Genomic DNA, 18,412 nt, shown 5'->3' with positions numbered 1-18,412 from the left:
CCAAAGGTGGTGCGGTCGCGGGTAAGCTGCCGGTTCAAGGTCGTGCGCGCCGGGTATACATTGCCAGGGCACACGCTTGCCACACAGACCCTGAGGAGACAACGCACATGGGCCCCCTGAGCGAAAGCCATGCCCGCGGCGCTACCGACCAGCCGCTGATCGAGCAGACCATTGGTGCCTTTTTCGATGCCATGGTGGAACGGGTGCCCGAGCGCGAGGCGCTGGTGGTGCTGCACCAGCGGCGGCGCTACACCTACCGCGAGCTGCAGACCGAGAGCCGGCGGCTGGCGAGCGCGTTGCTGGGCCTGGGGCTCAAGGCGGGCGACCGCGTGGGCATCTGGTCGCACAACAACGCCGAATGGGTGCTGATGCAGATCGCCACCGCCCGCGCGGGGCTGGTGCTGGTCAACATCAACCCGGCCTACCGCACGGCCGAGGTGGAATACGCGCTCAACAAGGTGGATTGCCAGGCGCTGGTGACCATGCCCAGCTTCAAGACCAGCGATTACATCGGCATGCTGCGCGAGCTGGCGCCGGAATGGGCGCACGCGCAGCCGGGCACCTTGCAGTCGGAGCGCTTGCCGCACCTGAAGCACGCGATCTGGATCGACGAGGCCGGGCAGGGCGAGGACGTGCCCGGCTTCCGCCGGTTCTCCGATCTGATGCGCAGCGGCGACCCAGCCGACCCCCGGCTGGATGTGGTGGCCAAGCTGCTGACGGCGCGCGACCCGATCAACATCCAGTTCACCAGCGGCACCACGGGCTTCCCCAAGGGCGCGACGCTCACGCACCGCAACATCCTGAACAACGGTTTCTTCATCGGCGAGGCGATGAAGCTGAGCGAGGCCGACCGGCTGTGCATTCCGGTGCCGCTGTACCACTGCTTCGGCATGGTGCTGGGCAACCTGGCCTGCCTCACGCACGGCGCCTGTATCGTGTACCCGAACGACGCTTTCGAGCCGTTGTCGGTGCTGCAGGCGGTGCAGCAGGAAAAGTGCACCGGCCTGCACGGCGTGCCGACCATGTTCATCGCCGAGCTGGACCATCCGCGTTTTGCGGAGTTCGACCTGTCCACCCTGCGCACCGGCATCATGGCCGGCTCGCCCTGCCCGATCGAGGTGATGAAGCGGGTCCAGGCCGAGATGCACATGGGCGAGGTCACCATCGCCTACGGCATGACCGAGACCAGCCCGGTGAGCTGCCAGAGCAGCACCGACACCCCGCTGGACAAGCGGGTGTCGACCGTGGGCCTGGTGCAGCCGCACCTGGAGGTGAAGATCATCGAACCCGACAGCGGCCGGACCGTGCCGGTGGGCGAGCGCGGCGAGCTGTGCACGCGCGGCTATTCGGTGATGCAGGGCTACTGGGACGATCCGGCGCGCACCGCCGAAGCCATCGACGCCGAAGGCTGGATGCACACCGGCGATCTGGCCATCATGGACGACGAGGGCTACGTCAACATCGTCGGCCGGATCAAGGACATGGTGATCCGCGGTGGCGAAAACGTCTACCCGCGCGAGATCGAGGAATTCCTCTACCGCCACCCCCAGGTGCAGGACGTGCAGGTGGTGGGCGTGCCCGACCAGAAGTACGGCGAAGAACTGTGCGCCTGGATCATCGCCAAGCCCGGCCAGGTGCTGGGCGAGGACGACATCCGCGCCTTCTGCAAGGGCCAGATCGCGCACTACAAGGTGCCGCGCTACATCCGCTTCGTCGACGCCTTTCCCATGACCGTGACCGGCAAGATCCAGAAATTCAGGATTCGCGAGGCGATGAAAGAAGAACTGGGCCTGGCCGAAGCCCACACCGCCTGACAGCGGCCCCTGCGCCGCACGCTGGACCCCTGATATGACGATCCTCGACACCCAACTCAACGCCCGCTCTGCCGATTTCCAGGCCAACGCCGCTGCCATGCGCGCCGTGGTGAACGACCTGAAGGCCCAGATCGAGAAGGCCACACTCGGTGGCGGCGAGGCCGCCCGCGCCAAGCACACCGCACGCGGCAAGCTGCTGCCGCGCGACCGCGTGCAGATGCTGCTGGACCCGGGCACGCCGTTCCTCGAACTCAGCCCCATGGCCGCGCACGCCATGTACAACGGCGACGCGCCCTGCGCCGGCGTCATCGCCGGCATCGGCCGCGTCAGCGGGGTGGACTGCATGATCGTCTGCAACGACGCCACGGTGAAGGGCGGCACCTACTACCCGCTGACGGTGAAGAAGCACCTGCGCGCGCAGGAAGTGGCGCAGCAGAACCACCTGCCCTGCATCTACCTGGTGGACTCGGGCGGCGCCAACCTGCCCAACCAGGACGAGGTCTTCCCCGACCGCGACCATTTCGGCCGCATCTTCTTCAACCAGGCCAACATGAGCGCGCAGGGCATCGCGCAGATCGCGGTGGTCATGGGCTCGTGCACGGCGGGCGGCGCCTACGTGCCGGCCATGAGCGACGAGACCATCATCGTCAAGAACCAGGGCACGATCTTCCTGGGTGGCCCGCCGCTGGTGAAGGCCGCGACCGGCGAGGTGGTGAGCGCCGAAGACCTGGGCGGCGGCGACGTGCACACGCGCCTGAGCGGCGTGGCCGACCACCTGGCGCAGAACGATCTGCACGCCATTGCGCTGGCGCGCCAGGCGGTGAAGAACCTGAATGCCCGCAAGGTGCCGCCCATCACGACCATCGATCCGGTGGCGCCGCGGTACCCGGCCGAAGAGCTGTATGGCGTGATTCCCACCGACACGCGCAAGCCGTTCGACGTGCGCGAAATCATTGCCCGCATCGTCGACGGCTCGGAGTTCGACGAGTTCAAGGCGCGCTTCGGCACCACCCTGGTCTGCGGCTTCGCGCGCATCGAAGGCATGCCGGTCGGCATCATCGCCAACAACGGCATCCTGTTCAGCGAATCGGCCCTCAAGGGCGCGCACTTCATCGAGCTGTGCTGCCAGCGCAAGACGCCGCTGGTGTTCCTGCAGAACATCACCGGCTTCATGGTCGGTCGCAAGTACGAAAATGAAGGCATCGCCCGCAACGGCGCCAAGATGGTGACGGCCGTGGCGACCGCCGCGGTCCCGAAGTTCACGGTGATCATCGGCGGCAGTTTCGGCGCCGGCAACTACGGCATGTGCGGCCGCGCCTACTCGCCCCGCTTCCTCTGGATGTGGCCCAACGCGCGCATTTCCGTGATGGGCGGTGAGCAGGCGGCCAGCGTGCTGGCCACTGTCAAGCGCGACGGCATCGAAGGCAAGGGCGGCAGCTGGAGCGCGGAAGAAGAAGCCGCCTTCAAGGCCCCGATCAAGGAGCAGTACGAGGTGCAGGGCCACCCCTATTACGCGACCGCCCGCCTGTGGGACGACGGCGTGATCGACCCGGCCGACACGCGCCGCGTGCTCGCCCTGGGCCTCTCCGCCTCGCTGAACGCCCCGATCCCGGACACCAAGTTCGGTCTGTTCCGGATGTGAGCCGGTGAGCATGCGTCCGTTGGGCTTTCTCTGCTGCGCGCTGGCCCTGTGGGCCCTGGTCGGGCGCGCCCAGGCGGCCTTGGTCGAGACGCAGATCGATGTGCCGGTGCGGGTTCAGGACGCCTGGGGCCGGGCGGTCGCCCAGCCCATCCGCGTGACCGTTTTTGCCGACACCACGAATCCCCGGCCGGCGCCCATCGCGCTCATCAACCACGGCCGCGCCCCGAGCGCGTCGGGGCGGGCGGCGCTGGGCCGGGCGCGCTACAGCGATGCCGCCCGTTACCTGGTGGGCCGGGGGTTTGTCGTCGCCGTGCCCACGCGCGTTGGTTACGGCGTGTCGGGTGGGGAGGATGTGGAGGCTTCCGGCGCCTGCGCGCAGCGCCGCTATCCGGCCGTGTTCGCCGCGGCCGCCGAACAGACGCTGGCCGTGCTGGAGGCCGTGCGCCAGCGTCCGGACGTGGACCCGGACCGCGTGCTGGTGCTGGGGCAGTCGTTCGGCGGTGCGACGGCGGTGGCCCTGGCGGCAATGAATCCGCCGGGCGTGCGCGCCGCGATCAACTTTGCCGGTGGCGGCGGGGGTTCACCGGAGCGCCATCCGGAGCAGCCGTGTTCGCCCGCCCAATTGGCGCAACTGTTTGCCGCCTATGGCCGCACGGCGCGTGTGCCCATGCTGTGGGTGTACGCCGACAACGACCGCTATTTCGGCGCCCGCCTGCCGCGCGAATGGCACGCCGCCTTCACCCAGGCTGGCGGGACGGCGCAGTTCGTGCAGTTCGGCCCCCAGGGTGCCGACGGGCACAGCCTGTTCACCCGTTTTCCCGCGACCTGGCAACCGGTGGTGTCGGCCTTTCTGGATGCCCAGGGGTTTGCCGCACCCGCCGTCCGCTGAGACCCCCGACCATGCACGCGACCCACCACTTCCTGACCCTGGCGCGCTACAACGTGTGGGCCACGCAGCGCCTGCTGGACGCTGTGGCCGCCGTGCCCGAAGCCGGCTACCGCCAGGACGTGGGCCTGTTCTTCAAGAGCATCCACGGCACGCTCAACCACCTGCTGGTGGGCGAACACAGGCTGTGGTTCCGGCGTTTTGCCGAAGGGGTGTCGCCCCAACTGGCGCTGGACGCCGAGGTGGAAACCGATCGCGCCGCGCTGGCGCAGGCGCTGCGCGCGGGCGTGGCGCGCTGGGCCCCGCTGATCGAAACCTGGCCCGCCGAGCGTTTCGACGGCGTGCTGGCCTACACCACCATGCGTGGCACGGCCGCCAGCCTGCCGTTTGCCGCCACGTTGGCCCACGTGTTCAACCACGGCACGCACCACCGCGGCCAGATCACCGCCGCGCTGACCGCGCTCGGCCATGCCAGCCCCGAGCTGGATCTGGTTTACCTGCTGCAAGAGGAAGCTTCCCGATGACCCCAGCCTTGACCGTGGCGGTGCAGGACCGCATCGCCCGCATCACCCTCACACGTCCCGAGGTGCGCAACGCCTTCAACGACGACGTGATCCAGCAACTCAAGGCCGCTTTTGAAACGGTCGGTGCCCGGGACGACGTGCGCGCCGTGGTGCTCGCCGCCGAAGGTCCGGCCTTCTGCGCCGGTGCCGACCTGAACTGGATGCGCCGCATGGCCGACTACACGCGCGACGAAAACATCGCCGACGCCGGCCAGCTCGCCGCCATGTTGAGGGCCATCTACGAATGCCCCCAGCCGACCATCGCCGCGGTGCAGGGCGACGTGTTCGCGGGCGGCATGGGCCTGGTCGCGGCCTGCGACATGGCGGTGAGCGTGCGCACCGCCACCTACTGCCTGAGCGAGGTGAAGCTGGGCCTGATCCCGGCCACCATCAGCCCCTACGTCATCCGCGCCATGGGCGCGCGCGCGGCGCACCGCTACTTCCTCACGGCCGAGCGTTTCAGCGCCGAAGAGGCGCACCGCATCGGCTTCGTGCACGAGCTGGTCGAAGCCGACGCGCTGGCGGCCAAGGTGGCCGAACTCGCGGCCGCGCTGGTCAGCGCCAGCCCGGCCGCCGTGCGGGCCTGCAAGAAGCTGGTGCAGGACGTGGCCGGGCGCGCCATCGATGCCCCGCTGATCGCCGCGACGGTGGAAGGCATCGCCGACATCCGCGCGAGTGAACAAGGTCGCGAAGGCGTGGCTTCGTTTCTGCAAAAGCGCAAACCGGCCTGGCTGGCGGGGTAATCTGATCCTTCATTCACAGGAGGTCAGCGTATGGACAGCATCTGGAACGGCTTGATGGCATGGATCGCGGGCTGGAGCACCCAGGCCGGCGGCCAGGTGGCCGACGGTGTCGGGGCGGCCGCCAGCCACCTGGACATGCCCAGCCTGCTTGCGCTCGCTGCGGCGCTGGGCTGGGTCAGCGGCTTCCGGCTCTATGCGGTGGTGTTCCTGGTGGGCGCCCTGGGCGCGGTGGGCTGGATGCCGTTGCCCGAGGGCCTGCAGGTGCTGCAGCACCCGCTCGTGCTCGCGGCCAGCGGCGCGCTGCTGTTCGTGGAGTTCTTCGCCGACAAGATTCCCGGCCTGGATTCGCTGTGGGACATCGTCAACAGCGTGATCCGCGTGCCCGCCGGCGCCGCGCTGGCGGCGGGCGTGTTCGGCGCCGACAACACCACCATGGCGCTGGTGGCGGCGCTGATGGGCGGCACCCTGGCCGCCAGCAGCCAGGCCGCCAAGACCACCACGCGCGCGGCCATCAACACCTCGCCCGAACCCCTGTCCAACATCGGCATGAGCCTGGTCGAAGACGGGCTGGTCGTCGCCGCGATCTGGCTCGCCACCCACCACCCGTTGCTCTTCGGCGTGCTGCTGCTCATCGTCCTGGTGCTGATGTGGATCGTCACCTGGATGCTGTTCACCTTCCTGCGCGCGGCGTTCCGTCGCCTGCGCAACTGGTTTGTGGGCTCGGCTAGAGTCGCAGGCTGATTCCGTCTTGGAGAACACACATGCTTGAGTCAGTCCTGATCCAGAACTTCAAAGGGTTCAAGAAGACCTCAATTGGTCCGTTTCGGATGGTCAATCTGATCATTGGAGGGCAGAACGTAGGGAAGACCAGTCTGCTGGAGGCCGTGTACGCTGCCGCGTTGCTTAAGCCGCACGATTCAGGGCCTGCTTTTCGACCAAATGAAGGCGCGGACACGAGCAGGTACGACACGGCGTTCCTTGATCCCCAAATGTTCGTGTGCGTACTTTCTGGTGATCGGCGCGGCTTGGCGTTGGGGGCAAGAGGACGTGATCACTCGTCGTTTCCTATATCTATGGTTGGCGGCGTTCTCTACGGAGAGAAATCCAAAGTGCTGAAGGAGGCCATTCAAGGTTGGTTTATTGGGGGGTCTGATCGTTGGCGCTGTACAGCAATCCCATTTTATTTGCCCGGACAAATGCGCTTGGTCGAGATTTTCGGAAAAGTTATTCTTGCAAGAAGAAAAAAAGCGCTTTTGACCCTGCTTCGAGCAGTGGATCCTCGACTAGAAAGTCTGGATGCAATTGCTCCCGATGGGGAGCAGCGTGTCTATGCCGAGCTTGATGGCCTTCCACAAGCCCTGCCTCTTAGTCATTTGGGACATGGCTTTAGCCGTTTGGTGTACTTATTCTCCGAATTGCTGGTCTCTGAATCCGAAATCGCATTGATCGATGAAATAGAAAATGGTATCCACTACAGCGCGCTGCCCACCCTGTTTAAAGGGATAAAGACCGTCGCCCTAGAGCGTCAAGTCCAGTCTCTGATCACCACGCACAGCTGGGATTGTCTGCGCGCCGCATGTGAAGAGTTTGAAGATTCTCCTGAGATGTTTCAGGTCATTCGCCTGGAGCGGCACGAAGACGACGTGAAGGCGGTTTGCATCGACGGCGAACGTATGCTGCGGCTCATGGCCGAAGAGCGGGAGGTTCGTTGAGATGGCCTTCAAGTTGCAGAAAACCGCCGACCGCCCTTTGCAGTCCTCTCGCGTGATCGTGTGCGAAGGGCGCGATGAGTTCGAAATATTGGGCTGGATTCGTGAGCAGCGCGGGTTGGGCGAGGGAGACGTGGAGCTCCTTGATGCCAAAGGGCGCTCAAATTTGCCAATCTTGCTTGGCGACCTTCGTTTCTTGTCTGGTGGGTCTGATGTTCAACTGGTTGCCGTGGTGCTGGATGCTGAAGAGCAGGGTGCCTCGGACCTTGCGCTCCTTCGCGAGCTCCCCACCATCGCGCAACAACATCGCTTCGCCTATCTGCAGCGTGTGCTGCCCGATCCAGATTCGGTCGGGGCGCTGGAGACCTTGGTGCGTAGATATGCCAATGTGGGCGACGCAGCCTCGTTCTGTGCAAATGCATGGGAAACCTGTTTGGCACCGACATCCACTCCCTGGACCACCGCCCAAAAAGACAAAGCGTGGAGTCATGTTTGGCTCGCAGGGCAAAAGGCCTTTTATTCGCGTTTTGGGGTCGCATTGACGCAGAACGCAGAAGTGCGCGAGCACATGAGTGGAGTAGTTCAACACTTCGAAACGCTGCTCGACGAGGTGTTGAACACATCCTTGTCTTGAACCAACACCGCCCGCTTCCGGGTAAGGAAATCACATGTTCCAGAAGATCCTGATCGCCAACCGCGGCGAAATCGCCTGCCGTGTCGCCGCCACCGCCCGCCGCCTGGGCGTGCGCACCGTGGCTGTGTATTCCGATGCCGACGCCAGTGCCAAGCACGTGGCCGCCTGCGACGAGGCGGTGCACATCGGCGGCAGCGCGCCCAAGCAGAGCTACCTGCAATGGGAACGCATCATCGAGGCCGCGCAGGCCACGGGCGCCCAGGCCATCCACCCCGGCTACGGTTTCCTGAGCGAGAACGAGGCCTTTGCCGACGCCTGCGCGAAAGCGGGGCTGGTCTTCATCGGCCCGCCCTCGTCGGCGATCCAGGCCATGGGCCTGAAGGCCGAATCCAAACGCCTGATGGAGCAGGCCGGCGTGCCGCTGGTGCCGGGCTACCACGGCGAAGACCAGGACCCGGCGCTGCTGCAGCGCGAGGCCGACCGCATCGGCTACCCGGTGCTGATCAAGGCCAGCGCGGGCGGCGGGGGCAAGGGCATGCGCGCAGTGGAGAAGGCGGATGATTTCGCGGCCGCACTGGCGAGCTGCAAGCGCGAGGCCATCAACAGCTTCGGCAGCGACGCGGTGCTGATCGAGAAGTACGTGCAGCGCCCGCGCCACATCGAGATCCAGGTGTTCGGCGACACGCATGGCAACTGCGTCTACCTGTTCGAGCGCGACTGCTCGGTGCAGCGGCGCCACCAGAAGGTGCTGGAAGAAGCGCCCGCACCCGGCATGACGCCCGCGCTGCGCCAGCAGATGGGCGCAGCGGCGGTGGCCGCGGCCAAGGCGGTGAACTATGTGGGCGCCGGCACGGTGGAATTCATCGTCGAGCAGCCCGGCGGCTACGAGCACCCCGAGCAGATGAAGTTCTACTTCATGGAAATGAACACCCGCCTGCAGGTGGAGCACCCGGTGACCGAAGCCATCACCGGGCTCGATCTGGTCGAGTGGCAACTGCGCGTGGCCAGTGGCGAGCCGCTGCCGTGCACGCAGGACCAGTTGCGCATCACCGGCCACGCCATCGAGGCGCGTATCTGCGCCGAGAACCCCGACAACCAGTTCCTGCCCGCCACCGGCCAGCTGCACGTCTACCGCAAGCCGGCGCACGCGAGCTTCGAACGGCCGCCCGTGGCCGGCCCGGCGGCCGGCGTGCGTTTCGACGACGGCGTGCGCGAGGGCGACGCCATCAGCCCGTTCTACGACTCCATGGTGGCCAAGCTGATCGTGCACGGCGACACGCGCGAGCAGGCGCTGGCGCGGCTGGACGCGGCGCTGGCCGACACCCGCATCATCGGCCTGGCGACCAACGTGCAGTTTCTGCGCCACGTGGTGCGCAGCGGCTCCTTCGCCCAGGCCCGGCTCGACACCGCGCTGATCCCGCGCGAGGCCGCGGTGCTGTTCAAGCAGGACCCGGTCGGCCGCGACACGGCCGTGGCCGCCGCCGTGGCCCAGACCCTGGTGCACGAAAAAGCCGGTGAGGGCGCCGACCCCTTCTCGCGCACCGACGGCTGGCGCCCCTTCGGCCTGGCGCGGCGCCGCTTCGATTTCGCCTACCAGGGCGAAACCCTGACGGCACAGCTGACCTACCTGCACGACGGCGCGCTGCAGCTCGCCGTGGCGGGCGGTGAAGCGGCGGTCCTGCGCTTCCAGGCGCTGCCGGCCGACAGCGGCACGCGGCTGGACCTGCAGTGGGACGGCCAGCGCCAGACGGTGCAGACCTGGCAGCGCGACGAGACGGTGCATGTGTTCGGCGACCGCGGCGCCACCGTGATCACGGAACTGGACGCGCTGGCCCACGCGGGCGAAGCGGCGGCCGAGGGCGGGCGCCTGACCGCGCCCATGCCGGGCAAGGTGGTGAGCTTCGCGGTCAAGGCCGGCGACGCGGTCAAGAAGGGCCAGCCGCTGGCGGTGATGGAAGCCATGAAAATGGAGCACACCATCGCCGCGCCGGCCGATGGCACCGTGGCCGAGCTGCTGTATGCGCCCGGCGATCAGGTGACCGAAGGCGCGGAGCTGCTCAAGCTGCAATGACCGGCGGCGGCGCCCGGCTTCCCTTCCCGAACCCCAGGACTTTCCCATGAGCTACCCCTCCCGCGTCCAGATCATCGACGTCGGCCCGCGCGACGGCCTGCAGAACGAAAAGCAGCCGGTGCCGGCCGCGGTCAAGATCGAGCTGGTGCAGCGCCTGCAGACGGCCGGCCTGACAGAGATCGAGGTGACCAGCTACGTCTCGCCCAAATGGGTGCCGCAGATGGCCGACAACCACGCCGTCATGCAGGGCATGGCCCGCCAGGCCGGGGTGCGCTACTCGGTGCTCACGCCCAACCTCAAGGGCTACGAGGCGGCCGTGCTCGACCAGCCCGACGAGATCGTGGTGTTCGGCGCGGCCAGCGAGGCCTTCAGCCAGCGCAACATCAACTGCTCCATCGCCGAAAGCATCGAGCGCTTCGCGCCCGTGGTCGCGGCGGCCAAGGCCGCCGGCATCGCGGTGCGGGGGGCCATGAGCTGCACCGTGGGCTGCCCGTACGAGGGCGACATCGCCCCCGAGCGCGTCGCGTACCTTGCCGGCCTGATGAAAGGCATCGGGGTCGAACGCGTCGATGTGGCCGACACCATCGGCGTGGGCACGCCACGCAAGGTGCAGGCCGCCATCGAGGCCACGCTGCAGCACTTCGGCATCAACCAGGTCAGCGGGCATTTCCACGACACCTACGGGCAGGCGCTGTCCAACACGCTGGCGTCGCTGGAGCTGGGCGTGTGGAATTTCCAGTCGTCGGTGGCCGGCCTGGGCGGCTGCCCCTACGCCAAGGGTGCCACCGGCAACGTGGCCACCGAAGACGTGGTCTACCTGCTGCACGGCCTGGGCATCGACACCGGCATCGATCTCGACGCGCTGGTCGATGCCGGGCAGTACATCAGCGAGCAACTGGGCCGCCCGAGCGGCTCGCGCGTGGCGCGCGCGCTGCTGGCCAAGCGCGCGGGCTGAGCCCGCACCGGGGTTGGTGGCCGGGTGCCCGGCCCATGGCTTAGCATCGCGCCCCTTGGAATCACTGCCGCACGGAGCGCCCTTGGCCCACATCACCCCTTCCGACCTGTTTGAACTCGCCCGCGAGGCACTGGCCCGCGCTGGCGCCAACGACACCATGGCCCGCCTGACGGCCGAAGCGTTGGTCGAGGCCGACCTGCAAGGCCTGGCGTCGCACGGCGTGACGCGCATCCCGGCCTACGCCGCGCATCTGCGCAACGGCCGCGCCGATGGCCGGGCCGAACCCGTGATCCGGCGCGCGCAGGGGGCAGCCCTGTGGATCGACGCCGGCACGGGCCTGGCCTATCCGGCCTGCCGGCTGGCCGTGGAACTGGGCATTGCGCTGGCGCGCGAGCAGGGCGTGGCGCTGGTGGCGGTGGGCAACAGCCACCACTTCGGCGCGGCCGGCTACCACCTGCAGCCCGTGGCGGATGCCGGGCTGGTCGGGCTGGTGCTGGGCAACGCGCCGGCCGCCATGCCGGCCTGGGGCGGCAAGCGCGCCCTGTTCGGCACCAACCCCATCGCGGCGGTGTTTCCGCGCCCCGGGCACGAGCCGGTGCTGATCGACCTGTCGCTGTCGGCGGTGGCGCGCGGCAAGCTGGTGGTGGCCGCGCGCGAAGGGCAATCCATCCCGCTGGGCTGGGCGCTCGATGCCGAGGGCCAGCCCACCACCGATCCGCGCGCCGGGCTCGCCGGCACCATGGTGCCGGCCGGTGGGCTCAAGGGCACGCTGCTGGCGCTGATGATCGACCTGCTGGTGGGCACGCTCACCGGCTCGCACTTCGGTTTCGAGGCCGGTTCGCTGCTCGACGCCGAAGGCGAGGTGCCCCGCGTGGGCCAGGTGTTCCTGTTCATCAACCCGGCCGCGCTGGCCGGGCACGGCACCTACGACGCGCGCATCGAAGCGCTGGTCGCGGCCATGCTGGCCGAGGACGGCGTGCGGCTGCCCGGGGCCCAGCGTCTGGCGCGGCGCCACGAAACCGCGGCAGCCGGCATGGACCTGCCCGACACCGTGCTCCAGGCCCTGTACCCGCTCGCGGGCCGGGGCTGAGCCAGAGGTGGGGGCAAGCCGGCAAGGGGCCCCGCGCGCACTGCGGTGGTGGCATCATGGCGGGCTGTCCGTTTTCTGCCGCTGACTTTCCATGGAATTCCACGTCTGGCTCGCCTACTTTGCCGCTGCCTGGGTGATCGCTCTCTCGCCCGGTTCCGGCGCGGTGCTGTCCATGACGCACGGGCTGGCCTACGGCGTGCGGCGCACCAGTGCCACCATCGCGGGCCTGCAACTGGGCTTGGCGGTGGTGCTGCTGGTGGCCGGTGTGGGCGTGGGGGCCCTGCTGCTGGCGTCGGCCACCGCATTCACCGTGGTCAAGGTGGTGGGGGCGGTCTACCTGCTCTGGCTGGGCTGGCGGCAGTGGGCCGCACCGGTGCCGGCCGCTGAACCGGCCCAGGCCGGGGCGGACCCGGCCAGCGCCGCTGCGGCGGCCGAACCCCGCGGGCTTCCGCCGGTGCGGTCGCGGCTCCTGCTGGGCTTTTTCACCAACGTGACCAACCCCAAGGGCATCGTTTTCATGGTGGCGGTGCTGCCCCAGTTCATCGATCCGCAGCGCTCGCTGGGTATGCAATTGCTGGTGCTGCTGCTGACCACGGTCATGGTCGACGTGATCGTCATGCACGGCTACGCGTTCCTGGCGTCGCGTGCGCAGCGCTGGCTGGCCACGGCGCGTGCGCGCCGGGCGCAGAACCGCGTGTTCGGCGGTGTGCTCATGGCCATGGGCGCCAGCCTGTTCATGGTCAAGCGCATGGCCTGACGCCGGGCCCGTGCCGCTACCATTCCCGACCATGAACGACACGGTTTCTTCCGAGGCCTGGCCCGCCGGCATGCAGCGGGTGGCGGCGGCGCTGGCGGCCTTCGGGCACCCGCATGCCCCGGTGATGCTGGACGACGCGGCCCGCACCGCCCAGCAGGCGGCCGACGCCCTGGGGGTGGCGCTGGGGCAGATCGCCAAGAGCATCATCTTCCGGCGCAAATCCGACGAGGCCGCCGTGTTGGTGGTCACTTCGGGCGACCTGCGTGTGGACGAAAAGAAGGTACAGGCCCTCGTCTGTGCCGATGGGGGCAAGCTGGGCCGGGCCGATGCGGAATTCGTCAAGGGCAAGACCGGGTTTTCCATCGGCGGGGTGTCGCCGCTGGCGCACAGCACGCCGCCGGTCACGCTGATCGACGCCCAGCTGTTCCGCTTTGCCGACATCTGGGCCGCCGCTGGCCATCCGCACGGCGTGTTCCGCCTCACCCCGGACGACCTGCAGCGTTTCACCGGCGCGCCGGTGCACGACGTCACGGTCGTGCCGCCGGTCGCCTGACATGGCGGACGCCGCCCGCCCGCCGCTCCGGCTGGCCGATGCCCGCCGCCGCCCTGGGGTGGCCGGTGTGCCCTCGCCCTGTGTCGGGGTCTGCCGCATGGACGCGGCCACCGGCTGGTGCCAGGGGTGCTGGCGCACGCTGGACGAAATTGCCGGTTGGGGCCAGGCGGACGAAGCCCGGCGCCTGGCCATCTGGGCCCAGATCGAAGCCCGCCAGGAGCTCACCACATGACCGCTGCCACCGCCCCGCGCCTGCACGACATCACGTTCTGGTACGACCCCATCTCGCCCTATGCCTGTCTGGCCTTCGAGCGCCTGCCCCTGGCGCTGCAGGGTCTGAGCGTGCAGGTCCGCTACCGCCCGGTGCTGTTCGCGGCGCTGCTCAAGGCGAACGGCCAGCTCGGGCCGGCCGAGATCCCCGGCAAGCGCGACTGGACCTACCGCCAGGTGCTCTGGCTGGCGCAGCAGCACGGCGTGGCGCTGGACCTGCCGGCGGCACACCCCTTCAACCCCTTGCCGTTGCTGCGGCTGGGCCTGGCCACCGCCACCGATGAGGCGCCGGGCGAAACCAGCCGCTACGTGACCGAGCAGCTCTTTCGCCACGTCTGGCAGGGCGGGCGGGACGCGACGGCACCGCAGCGCCTGGCCGCGCTCGAAGCCGGTTTGCAGGAGCACATGACGCAGCGCGGCCGGCCCTGGCTGGCGCCGGACACCGACGCGGTCAAACAGCGTCTGCGCGAGAACACCGATGCCGCGCTGGCCGCAGGGGTGTTCGGTGTGCCGGCCCTGGTGGTCGGCGGGCGGCTGTTCTGGGGGCTCGACGCACTGCCCATGCTGCGCGATTGCCTCGACGGTGGCGCCTGGTTCGGCACCGATGCCTGGGACGCTCCGGGCCGGCTGCCCGCCGCGGTGCAGCGCCGACCCTGAGCGGCGCCGGCGCCAGGGCTCAGACCGCTTCCATCACCGCGCGCAGAAACTGGCGCGTGCGCTCGCTCTGCGGGTTTTCAAAGAAGGCCTGCGCGGGGCCCTGTTCGGCGATCTTGCCGGCGTCGAAGAAACAGACGCGGTCGGCGAATTCGCGCGCGAAGCCCATCTGGTGCGTGACCATGAGCATGGTCAGCTGGTGCTGTGCACCCAGACTGCGGATCACGCTGAGCACCTCGCCGCACAGCTCGGGATCGAGTGCCGAGGTGACTTCGTCGAACAGCATCACCTTGGGCCGCATGGCCAGCGCACGCGCGATCGCGACGCGCTGCTGCTGGCCGCCCGAAAGCTGCGACGGGTAATGGTCGAGCTTGTCCGACAGGCCCACCATGGCCAGCAGCTCGCCGGCGCGTTCGCGCGCCTCGTCCGGACGCAGGCCGAGCACGGTGACCGGCGCCTCCATGCAGTTCCGGAGCGCGCTCATGTGCGGGAACAGGTTGAAGTGCTGGAACACCATACCGATGTGGCCCCGCATGCGGCGCAGGTGGGCAGCGTCGGCCGGCACCAGCTGTTCGCCGCGCCGCCGATGGGTGAGTGGCTCGCCGTCGACCCAGATCACGCCCTCGTCGATGCGTTCGAGCGTCATGAGCATGCGCAGCACGGTGGTCTTGCCCGAGCCCGACGGCCCGATGATCGCGACCTTCTCGTGCGGCGCGATGTCCAGGTCCAGGCCGTCGAGCACGGTGAGCTCGCCGTAGCGCTTGCTGACGCGCTCGAAACGCACCATGGGCGCGGTGACGGCGGCGTGGTCGGGGGTGTCGGTGGTCATGGGGTGCGTTGCCGACCGGGCCGGCGGTTCAGATGGCGCTCCAGGCGCTGGATGAGGGCGGCCGATACCAGGCTGAAGGCCAGGAAGAACAGGCCGACCAGGGTGATGGGTTCGGTGTACTGGAAGCTCTCGGAGCCCAGGATCTTGGCCGTCTGCATCAGCTCCAGCACCGCGATCACCGACAGCAGCGGGGTCTCCTTGAACAAGGCCACCAGGTAGTTGCCCAGCGCCGGCACCACCGGGGGAATGGCTTGCGGCAGGATGATGCGGCGGAAGGTGTTCCAGGGTGAGAGGTTGAGCGCGATCGACGCTTCCCACTGCCCTTTGGGCACGTTGTCCAGCCCGGCGCGGTAGACCTCGGCGCAGTAGGCGCCGTAGTGCAGGCCCAGCGCCAGCACGCCGGTGGGCAGGGCGTCGAGTGTCAGGCCGAAATCGGGCATGACGTAGTAGAGAAAAAAGATCTGGATCAGCAGCGGCGTGGAGCGGATGAACTCCACCACCGCGCCGAAGGCCAGCCGCAACCCCGGCGGGCCGTACAGGCGGCCGGCGGCGAACAGCAGGCCCAGCACCAGCGCCAGGGCGAAGCCCATGAGCGTGGCCTGCACCGTGATCAGCGAGGCTTCGGCCAGGATGGGCAGGATCTCGCGCGCGTAGCCCCCGTCCCAGATCGGGGTCATGCGGCTCTCCCGCGGCGCAGCCCACGCGCCGCCCGGCGCTCCAGCGCGCGCATGCCCAGGGTGATCAGGGTCGAGAGGGCGAGGTACATGAGCAGGACCAGGCCGAACACTTCGGCCGTGCGCAAGGTGTTCTGGTTGATCTGCTGCGCCTTGAACGAGAGATCGGCGAGCGTGATGAGCGAGACCAGCGAGGTCGCCTTGAGCAGCTCGATCAGCAAATTGCCCCAGGGCGGGATCATCGCCACCAGGGCCTGTGGCAGCACGATGCGGCGCAGCGTCTGGGCCTGGCTCAGGTTCAGCGCCCGCGCCGCTTCCCACTGGCCACGGGGCACCGCGCCGATGGCGCCGCGCACCACCTCGGCCCCGTAGGCGCCGATGTTCAGGCCCAGCGCGGTGATGCCGACGGCCATCGGGCCGAGCGTGATGCCGAAGTGCGGCAGCACGAAGAACAGCCAGAACAGTTGCACCAGGGCCGATGTGCCGCGGAAGGTTTCGATGTAGGCGGTGGCCAGCCAGCGCAGCGGGCGCGGGCCGTACAGCCGCAGCAGGCCGGCGGTCAGCGCCGCGGCCACCGCCACCACCGCGCCGCCCAGCGCCACGGTGACCGTGACCCGCGCGCCGCGCAGCAGCTCGGGCAGGAAGTCGCGGAAGCCGGCAAAGCTGGCCACCACCAGGCCGGCGGCGAACGCCAGCAGGCCGGTGGCCAGGAGCAGGGCCTGGGGGCGGTGGGGGGGCGCGGAGCCGGCCATGCGGTGTGCCGCTTATTCGCCGGCGCAGTGCTGGGCCGCGGTCTTCTCGGGCAGGTTGGCCGCGTCGAAGCCGAAAGGCTTGACCAGGGCCAGGTGTTCCGGCGTGCCCAGGAACTTGGCCAGCTCGGCATTGACCGCGTCGCGCAGGGCGGTGTCTTCCTGGCGGAAGGCGAACGAGCCCTCGCCCTTGTAGAGCTTGCCTTCGTGGCTGAAGGTGAAGGGTTCGGCGCGCTCGATGGCCTCGTCCTTGGCGGCCAGGTCCTGGGCGGTCAGCGACGTGAAGGCGGCGGCCGAGGCGCGCCCGGACTTGACCGAGGCGACGGCGGCGGCGAAGTCGGGCACGATCACCTGCTGGTCGCGCGCCATGCCGGCGAGCTTGCCGTGTTCGATCTCGGCGGTGCCGGCCACGAAGGCGATCTTCTTGCCCTTGCTCACCGCGTCGGCGTAGTTGCCGACGCCATCGGGGTTGCCCTTCTGCACGATCAGGGCTTCACCGATGCCGTAGGTCGGGTTGGCGAAGATGACCTGCTTGCAGCGGGTGGGCGTGATGTACATCGAGGCCACGATGGCGTCGAAGCGGCCGGCACGCAGGCCCGGGATCAGCGAACCCCATTCGGTCAGCACGCCGTCGACTTCCTTGACGCCGAGTTTGTCCATGACGTGCCGGAACACCGCGGGCGATTCGCCGCTGAGCTTGCCGTCGGGCGTGGCGAAGGCGTAGGGCGCTTCGTTGGCGAAGCCGATGCGGATGTAGCCCTGTTTCTGGATGCGTTCGAGCGTGGTCTCGGCGTGCGCGATGCCGGTGCCCAGCAGGGCGCTGGCGCCGGCCAGGGCGAGCAGGGCGCGGCGCAAGGGAGAGGTGGGTGACATGGTGTGCTCCTGGGAGGGGGGATCAGTGCCCGCCTGCGGGGCGGAAATCGGTGCGCTCGGCGATGAAGTCCGGGCGCGGCGGCAGTCCGCAGAAGGGGGCGACGGGCGTGTTCTCCACGCTGTTGAAAACCACGAAGACGTTGCTGCGCGGCAGCGGCGTGATGTTGGAGTTGGAGCCGTGCATCACGTTGCAGTCGAAGAAGGTCACCGCCCCGGCCAGACCGGTGGGGGCGGCGATGCCGAAATCGTTGACCAGCTGTGTCAGGCTGTCGTCGTCGGGGACGCCCACCTCCTGCCGCTTGAGCGAGGCCTTGTAGTGGTTGTCGGGCGTCTCGCCGACGCAGGACACATAGCGCTGGTGCGAGCCGGGGATGATCATCAGCGGCCCGTTGCACGGCGTGTTCGGCGTCAGGCTGATGGAACAGCTGACCGTGCGCATCGCGGGCAGGCCGTCTTCGATGTGCCAGGTCTCGAAGTCGGAGTGCCAGTAGAACTCCTTGCCGCGAAAGCCGCCCTTGTAGTTGATGCGCGACTGGTGGATGTAGACCTCGCTGCCCAGCAGCTGGCGCGCGATCGCCACCAGCTTGGGGTGGTTGCAGAGCCCGCGGAGCACCTCGCTGCTGCGGTGCACGGCAAAGAGGGAGCGCAGCTCCCGACTCTCGGGTTCGATCACTGCGGTGTCGCCCTCCTTGATCGATTCATCGGCCCGCAGCCGCGCCAGCTCGTTCAGGCAGCGGGTGATGTCGTCGTCGCTCAGCAGTTCGTCGAAGCTGAGGTAGCCGTTGTCTTCGTAGAAGTGCAACTGGTGCGCGCTCAGCGGGCCCTGGTCGGCGCTGCCATAGACCACCGGGTCGAGGCGGGGCGTGATGCGGGCCCGCGGCGAAACGCGGGACGGGTAGCGGTCGGGCGTGGTGGGCGCCGACGGCGCCGGGGTAAAGGTGCTCAT

Annotated in this window: 20 protein-coding genes; 15 read left to right on the top strand and 5 right to left on the bottom strand. The window is 68.5% G+C overall.

Annotation, left to right across the window (positions count from 1 at the left end; genetic code table 11):
• Positions 1-107: 107 nt before the first annotated feature.
• The 15 genes from QQK43_RS08095 to QQK43_RS08015 all read left to right on the top strand — a co-directional run bounded on the left by QQK43_RS08095 (position 108) and on the right by QQK43_RS08015 (position 14,344).
• The gene (locus QQK43_RS08095) at positions 108-1,814 is read left to right on the top strand and encodes an AMP-binding protein (RefSeq protein ID WP_284307346.1); all 1,707 of its coding nucleotides are present in this window, start codon (positions 108-110) and stop codon (positions 1,812-1,814) included.
• 34 nt (positions 1,815-1,848) lie between these two features.
• Positions 1,849-3,456, top strand: coding sequence for a carboxyl transferase domain-containing protein (locus QQK43_RS08090; RefSeq protein WP_234266401.1), 1,608 nt, complete (start codon positions 1,849-1,851; stop codon positions 3,454-3,456).
• A 10-nt stretch (positions 3,457-3,466) separates the two neighbouring features.
• The gene (locus tag QQK43_RS08085) at positions 3,467-4,345 is read left to right on the top strand and encodes an alpha/beta hydrolase family protein (protein ID WP_234266449.1); all 879 of its coding nucleotides are present in this window, start codon (positions 3,467-3,469) and stop codon (positions 4,343-4,345) included.
• 11 nt (positions 4,346-4,356) lie between these two features.
• Complete coding sequence (locus tag QQK43_RS08080; RefSeq protein ID WP_284307345.1) at positions 4,357-4,866, top strand: DinB family protein; 510 nt, start codon at positions 4,357-4,359, stop codon at positions 4,864-4,866.
• Positions 4,863-5,648 carry an enoyl-CoA hydratase/isomerase family protein gene (locus QQK43_RS08075; RefSeq protein WP_284307344.1) on the top strand — a complete coding sequence of 262 codons (786 nt, stop codon included), beginning with the start codon at positions 4,863-4,865 and terminating at the stop codon, positions 5,646-5,648. The genes QQK43_RS08080 and QQK43_RS08075 overlap by 4 nt, the downstream gene beginning before the upstream one ends.
• Positions 5,649-5,678: 30 nt before the next feature.
• The gene (locus QQK43_RS08070) at positions 5,679-6,389 is read left to right on the top strand and encodes a DUF4126 domain-containing protein (protein ID WP_284307343.1); all 711 of its coding nucleotides are present in this window, start codon (positions 5,679-5,681) and stop codon (positions 6,387-6,389) included.
• A gap of 20 nt (positions 6,390-6,409) precedes the next feature.
• Complete coding sequence (locus QQK43_RS08065) at positions 6,410-7,360, top strand: AAA family ATPase (protein WP_284307342.1); 951 nt, start codon at positions 6,410-6,412, stop codon at positions 7,358-7,360.
• Position 7,361: 1 nt separating this feature from the next.
• Positions 7,362-7,991 carry a DUF3226 domain-containing protein gene (locus QQK43_RS08060; RefSeq protein WP_284307341.1) on the top strand — a complete coding sequence of 210 codons (630 nt, stop codon included), beginning with the start codon at positions 7,362-7,364 and terminating at the stop codon, positions 7,989-7,991.
• A 34-nt stretch (positions 7,992-8,025) separates the two neighbouring features.
• Positions 8,026-10,062: an acetyl/propionyl/methylcrotonyl-CoA carboxylase subunit alpha gene (locus tag QQK43_RS23405; RefSeq protein ID WP_348533525.1), complete on the top strand. Its 2,037-nt coding sequence runs from the start codon at positions 8,026-8,028 to the stop codon at positions 10,060-10,062.
• Positions 10,063-10,108: 46 nt separating this feature from the next.
• A complete protein-coding gene (locus QQK43_RS08040; RefSeq protein ID WP_234266397.1) occupies positions 10,109-11,017 on the top strand; it encodes a hydroxymethylglutaryl-CoA lyase in 909 nt (302 codons plus the stop codon).
• Positions 11,018-11,099: 82 nt separating this feature from the next.
• Entirely contained in the window at positions 11,100-12,107 is a 1,008-nt protein-coding gene (locus tag QQK43_RS08035) for an Ldh family oxidoreductase (protein WP_284307340.1), read from the top strand.
• A 91-nt stretch (positions 12,108-12,198) separates the two neighbouring features.
• On the top strand, positions 12,199-12,864 hold the full coding sequence (locus QQK43_RS08030; protein ID WP_284307339.1) for a LysE family transporter: 666 nt from the start codon (positions 12,199-12,201) through the stop codon (positions 12,862-12,864).
• Between the two features lie 31 nt (positions 12,865-12,895).
• On the top strand, positions 12,896-13,417 hold the full coding sequence (locus QQK43_RS08025; protein WP_284307338.1) for a YbaK/EbsC family protein: 522 nt from the start codon (positions 12,896-12,898) through the stop codon (positions 13,415-13,417).
• Between the two features lies 1 nt (position 13,418).
• Positions 13,419-13,649 (top strand): DUF1289 domain-containing protein, encoded by a 231-nt coding sequence (locus tag QQK43_RS08020; RefSeq protein ID WP_234266393.1) that lies wholly within the window; start codon positions 13,419-13,421, stop codon positions 13,647-13,649.
• 20 nt (positions 13,650-13,669) lie between these two features.
• Positions 13,670-14,344 carry a 2-hydroxychromene-2-carboxylate isomerase gene (locus QQK43_RS08015; RefSeq protein ID WP_284307401.1) on the top strand — a complete coding sequence of 225 codons (675 nt, stop codon included), beginning with the start codon at positions 13,670-13,672 and terminating at the stop codon, positions 14,342-14,344.
• 19 nt (positions 14,345-14,363) lie between these two features.
• On the opposite strand, the gene ehuA is transcribed toward QQK43_RS08015, so the two are convergent.
• The 5 genes from ehuA to thpD are packed head-to-tail and all read right to left on the bottom strand — an operon-like array spanning position 14,364 to position 18,412.
• Positions 14,364-15,170 carry an ectoine/hydroxyectoine ABC transporter ATP-binding protein EhuA gene (gene ehuA / locus QQK43_RS08010; protein WP_284307337.1) on the bottom strand — a complete coding sequence of 269 codons (807 nt, stop codon included), beginning with the start codon at positions 15,168-15,170 and terminating at the stop codon, positions 14,364-14,366.
• Complete coding sequence (gene ehuD, locus QQK43_RS08005) at positions 15,167-15,847, bottom strand: ectoine/hydroxyectoine ABC transporter permease subunit EhuD (protein WP_234266392.1); 681 nt, start codon at positions 15,845-15,847, stop codon at positions 15,167-15,169. The genes ehuA and ehuD overlap by 4 nt, the downstream gene beginning before the upstream one ends.
• Positions 15,844-16,596 carry an ectoine/hydroxyectoine ABC transporter permease subunit EhuC gene (gene ehuC / locus QQK43_RS08000; protein ID WP_234266391.1) on the bottom strand — a complete coding sequence of 251 codons (753 nt, stop codon included), beginning with the start codon at positions 16,594-16,596 and terminating at the stop codon, positions 15,844-15,846. Before ehuC ends, ehuD begins: the two co-directional genes overlap by 4 nt.
• Before the next feature lie 12 nt (positions 16,597-16,608).
• Positions 16,609-17,466, bottom strand: coding sequence for an ectoine/hydroxyectoine ABC transporter substrate-binding protein EhuB (gene ehuB, locus QQK43_RS07995; protein WP_234266390.1), 858 nt, complete (start codon positions 17,464-17,466; stop codon positions 16,609-16,611).
• A gap of 22 nt (positions 17,467-17,488) precedes the next feature.
• Entirely contained in the window at positions 17,489-18,412 is a 924-nt protein-coding gene (thpD, locus tag QQK43_RS07990; protein ID WP_234266389.1) for an ectoine hydroxylase, read from the bottom strand.

Source organism: Hydrogenophaga electricum (assembly GCF_030160815.1).
Classification (GTDB): Bacteria; Pseudomonadota; Gammaproteobacteria; order Burkholderiales; family Burkholderiaceae_C; genus Hydrogenophaga; species Hydrogenophaga electricum.
This window is presented reverse-complemented; position numbering and strand designations above follow the sequence as displayed.

Coding starts and splice junctions, on each gene's coding strand:
- QQK43_RS08060 (WP_284307341.1), top strand. CDS start 7,362: ATGGCCTTCAAGTTGCAGAAAACCGCCGACCGCCCTTTGCAGTCCTCT.
- QQK43_RS08090 (WP_234266401.1), top strand. CDS start 1,849: ATGACGATCCTCGACACCCAACTCAACGCCCGCTCTGCCGATTTCCAG.
- QQK43_RS08085 (WP_234266449.1), top strand. CDS start 3,467: ATGCGTCCGTTGGGCTTTCTCTGCTGCGCGCTGGCCCTGTGGGCCCTG.
- thpD (WP_234266389.1), bottom strand. CDS start 18,412: ATGAGCACCTTTACCCCGGCGCCGTCGGCGCCCACCACGCCCGACCGC.
- ehuC (WP_234266391.1), bottom strand. CDS start 16,596: ATGGCCGGCTCCGCGCCCCCCCACCGCCCCCAGGCCCTGCTCCTGGCC.
- QQK43_RS08020 (WP_234266393.1), top strand. CDS start 13,419: ATGGCGGACGCCGCCCGCCCGCCGCTCCGGCTGGCCGATGCCCGCCGC.
- QQK43_RS23405 (WP_348533525.1), top strand. CDS start 8,026: ATGTTCCAGAAGATCCTGATCGCCAACCGCGGCGAAATCGCCTGCCGT.
- QQK43_RS08030 (WP_284307339.1), top strand. CDS start 12,199: ATGGAATTCCACGTCTGGCTCGCCTACTTTGCCGCTGCCTGGGTGATC.
- QQK43_RS08095 (WP_284307346.1), top strand. CDS start 108: ATGGGCCCCCTGAGCGAAAGCCATGCCCGCGGCGCTACCGACCAGCCG.
- QQK43_RS08075 (WP_284307344.1), top strand. CDS start 4,863: ATGACCCCAGCCTTGACCGTGGCGGTGCAGGACCGCATCGCCCGCATC.
- QQK43_RS08080 (WP_284307345.1), top strand. CDS start 4,357: ATGCACGCGACCCACCACTTCCTGACCCTGGCGCGCTACAACGTGTGG.
- QQK43_RS08040 (WP_234266397.1), top strand. CDS start 10,109: ATGAGCTACCCCTCCCGCGTCCAGATCATCGACGTCGGCCCGCGCGAC.
- ehuD (WP_234266392.1), bottom strand. CDS start 15,847: ATGACCCCGATCTGGGACGGGGGCTACGCGCGCGAGATCCTGCCCATC.
- ehuA (WP_284307337.1), bottom strand. CDS start 15,170: ATGACCACCGACACCCCCGACCACGCCGCCGTCACCGCGCCCATGGTG.
- QQK43_RS08065 (WP_284307342.1), top strand. CDS start 6,410: ATGCTTGAGTCAGTCCTGATCCAGAACTTCAAAGGGTTCAAGAAGACC.
- QQK43_RS08025 (WP_284307338.1), top strand. CDS start 12,896: ATGAACGACACGGTTTCTTCCGAGGCCTGGCCCGCCGGCATGCAGCGG.
- ehuB (WP_234266390.1), bottom strand. CDS start 17,466: ATGTCACCCACCTCTCCCTTGCGCCGCGCCCTGCTCGCCCTGGCCGGC.
- QQK43_RS08070 (WP_284307343.1), top strand. CDS start 5,679: ATGGACAGCATCTGGAACGGCTTGATGGCATGGATCGCGGGCTGGAGC.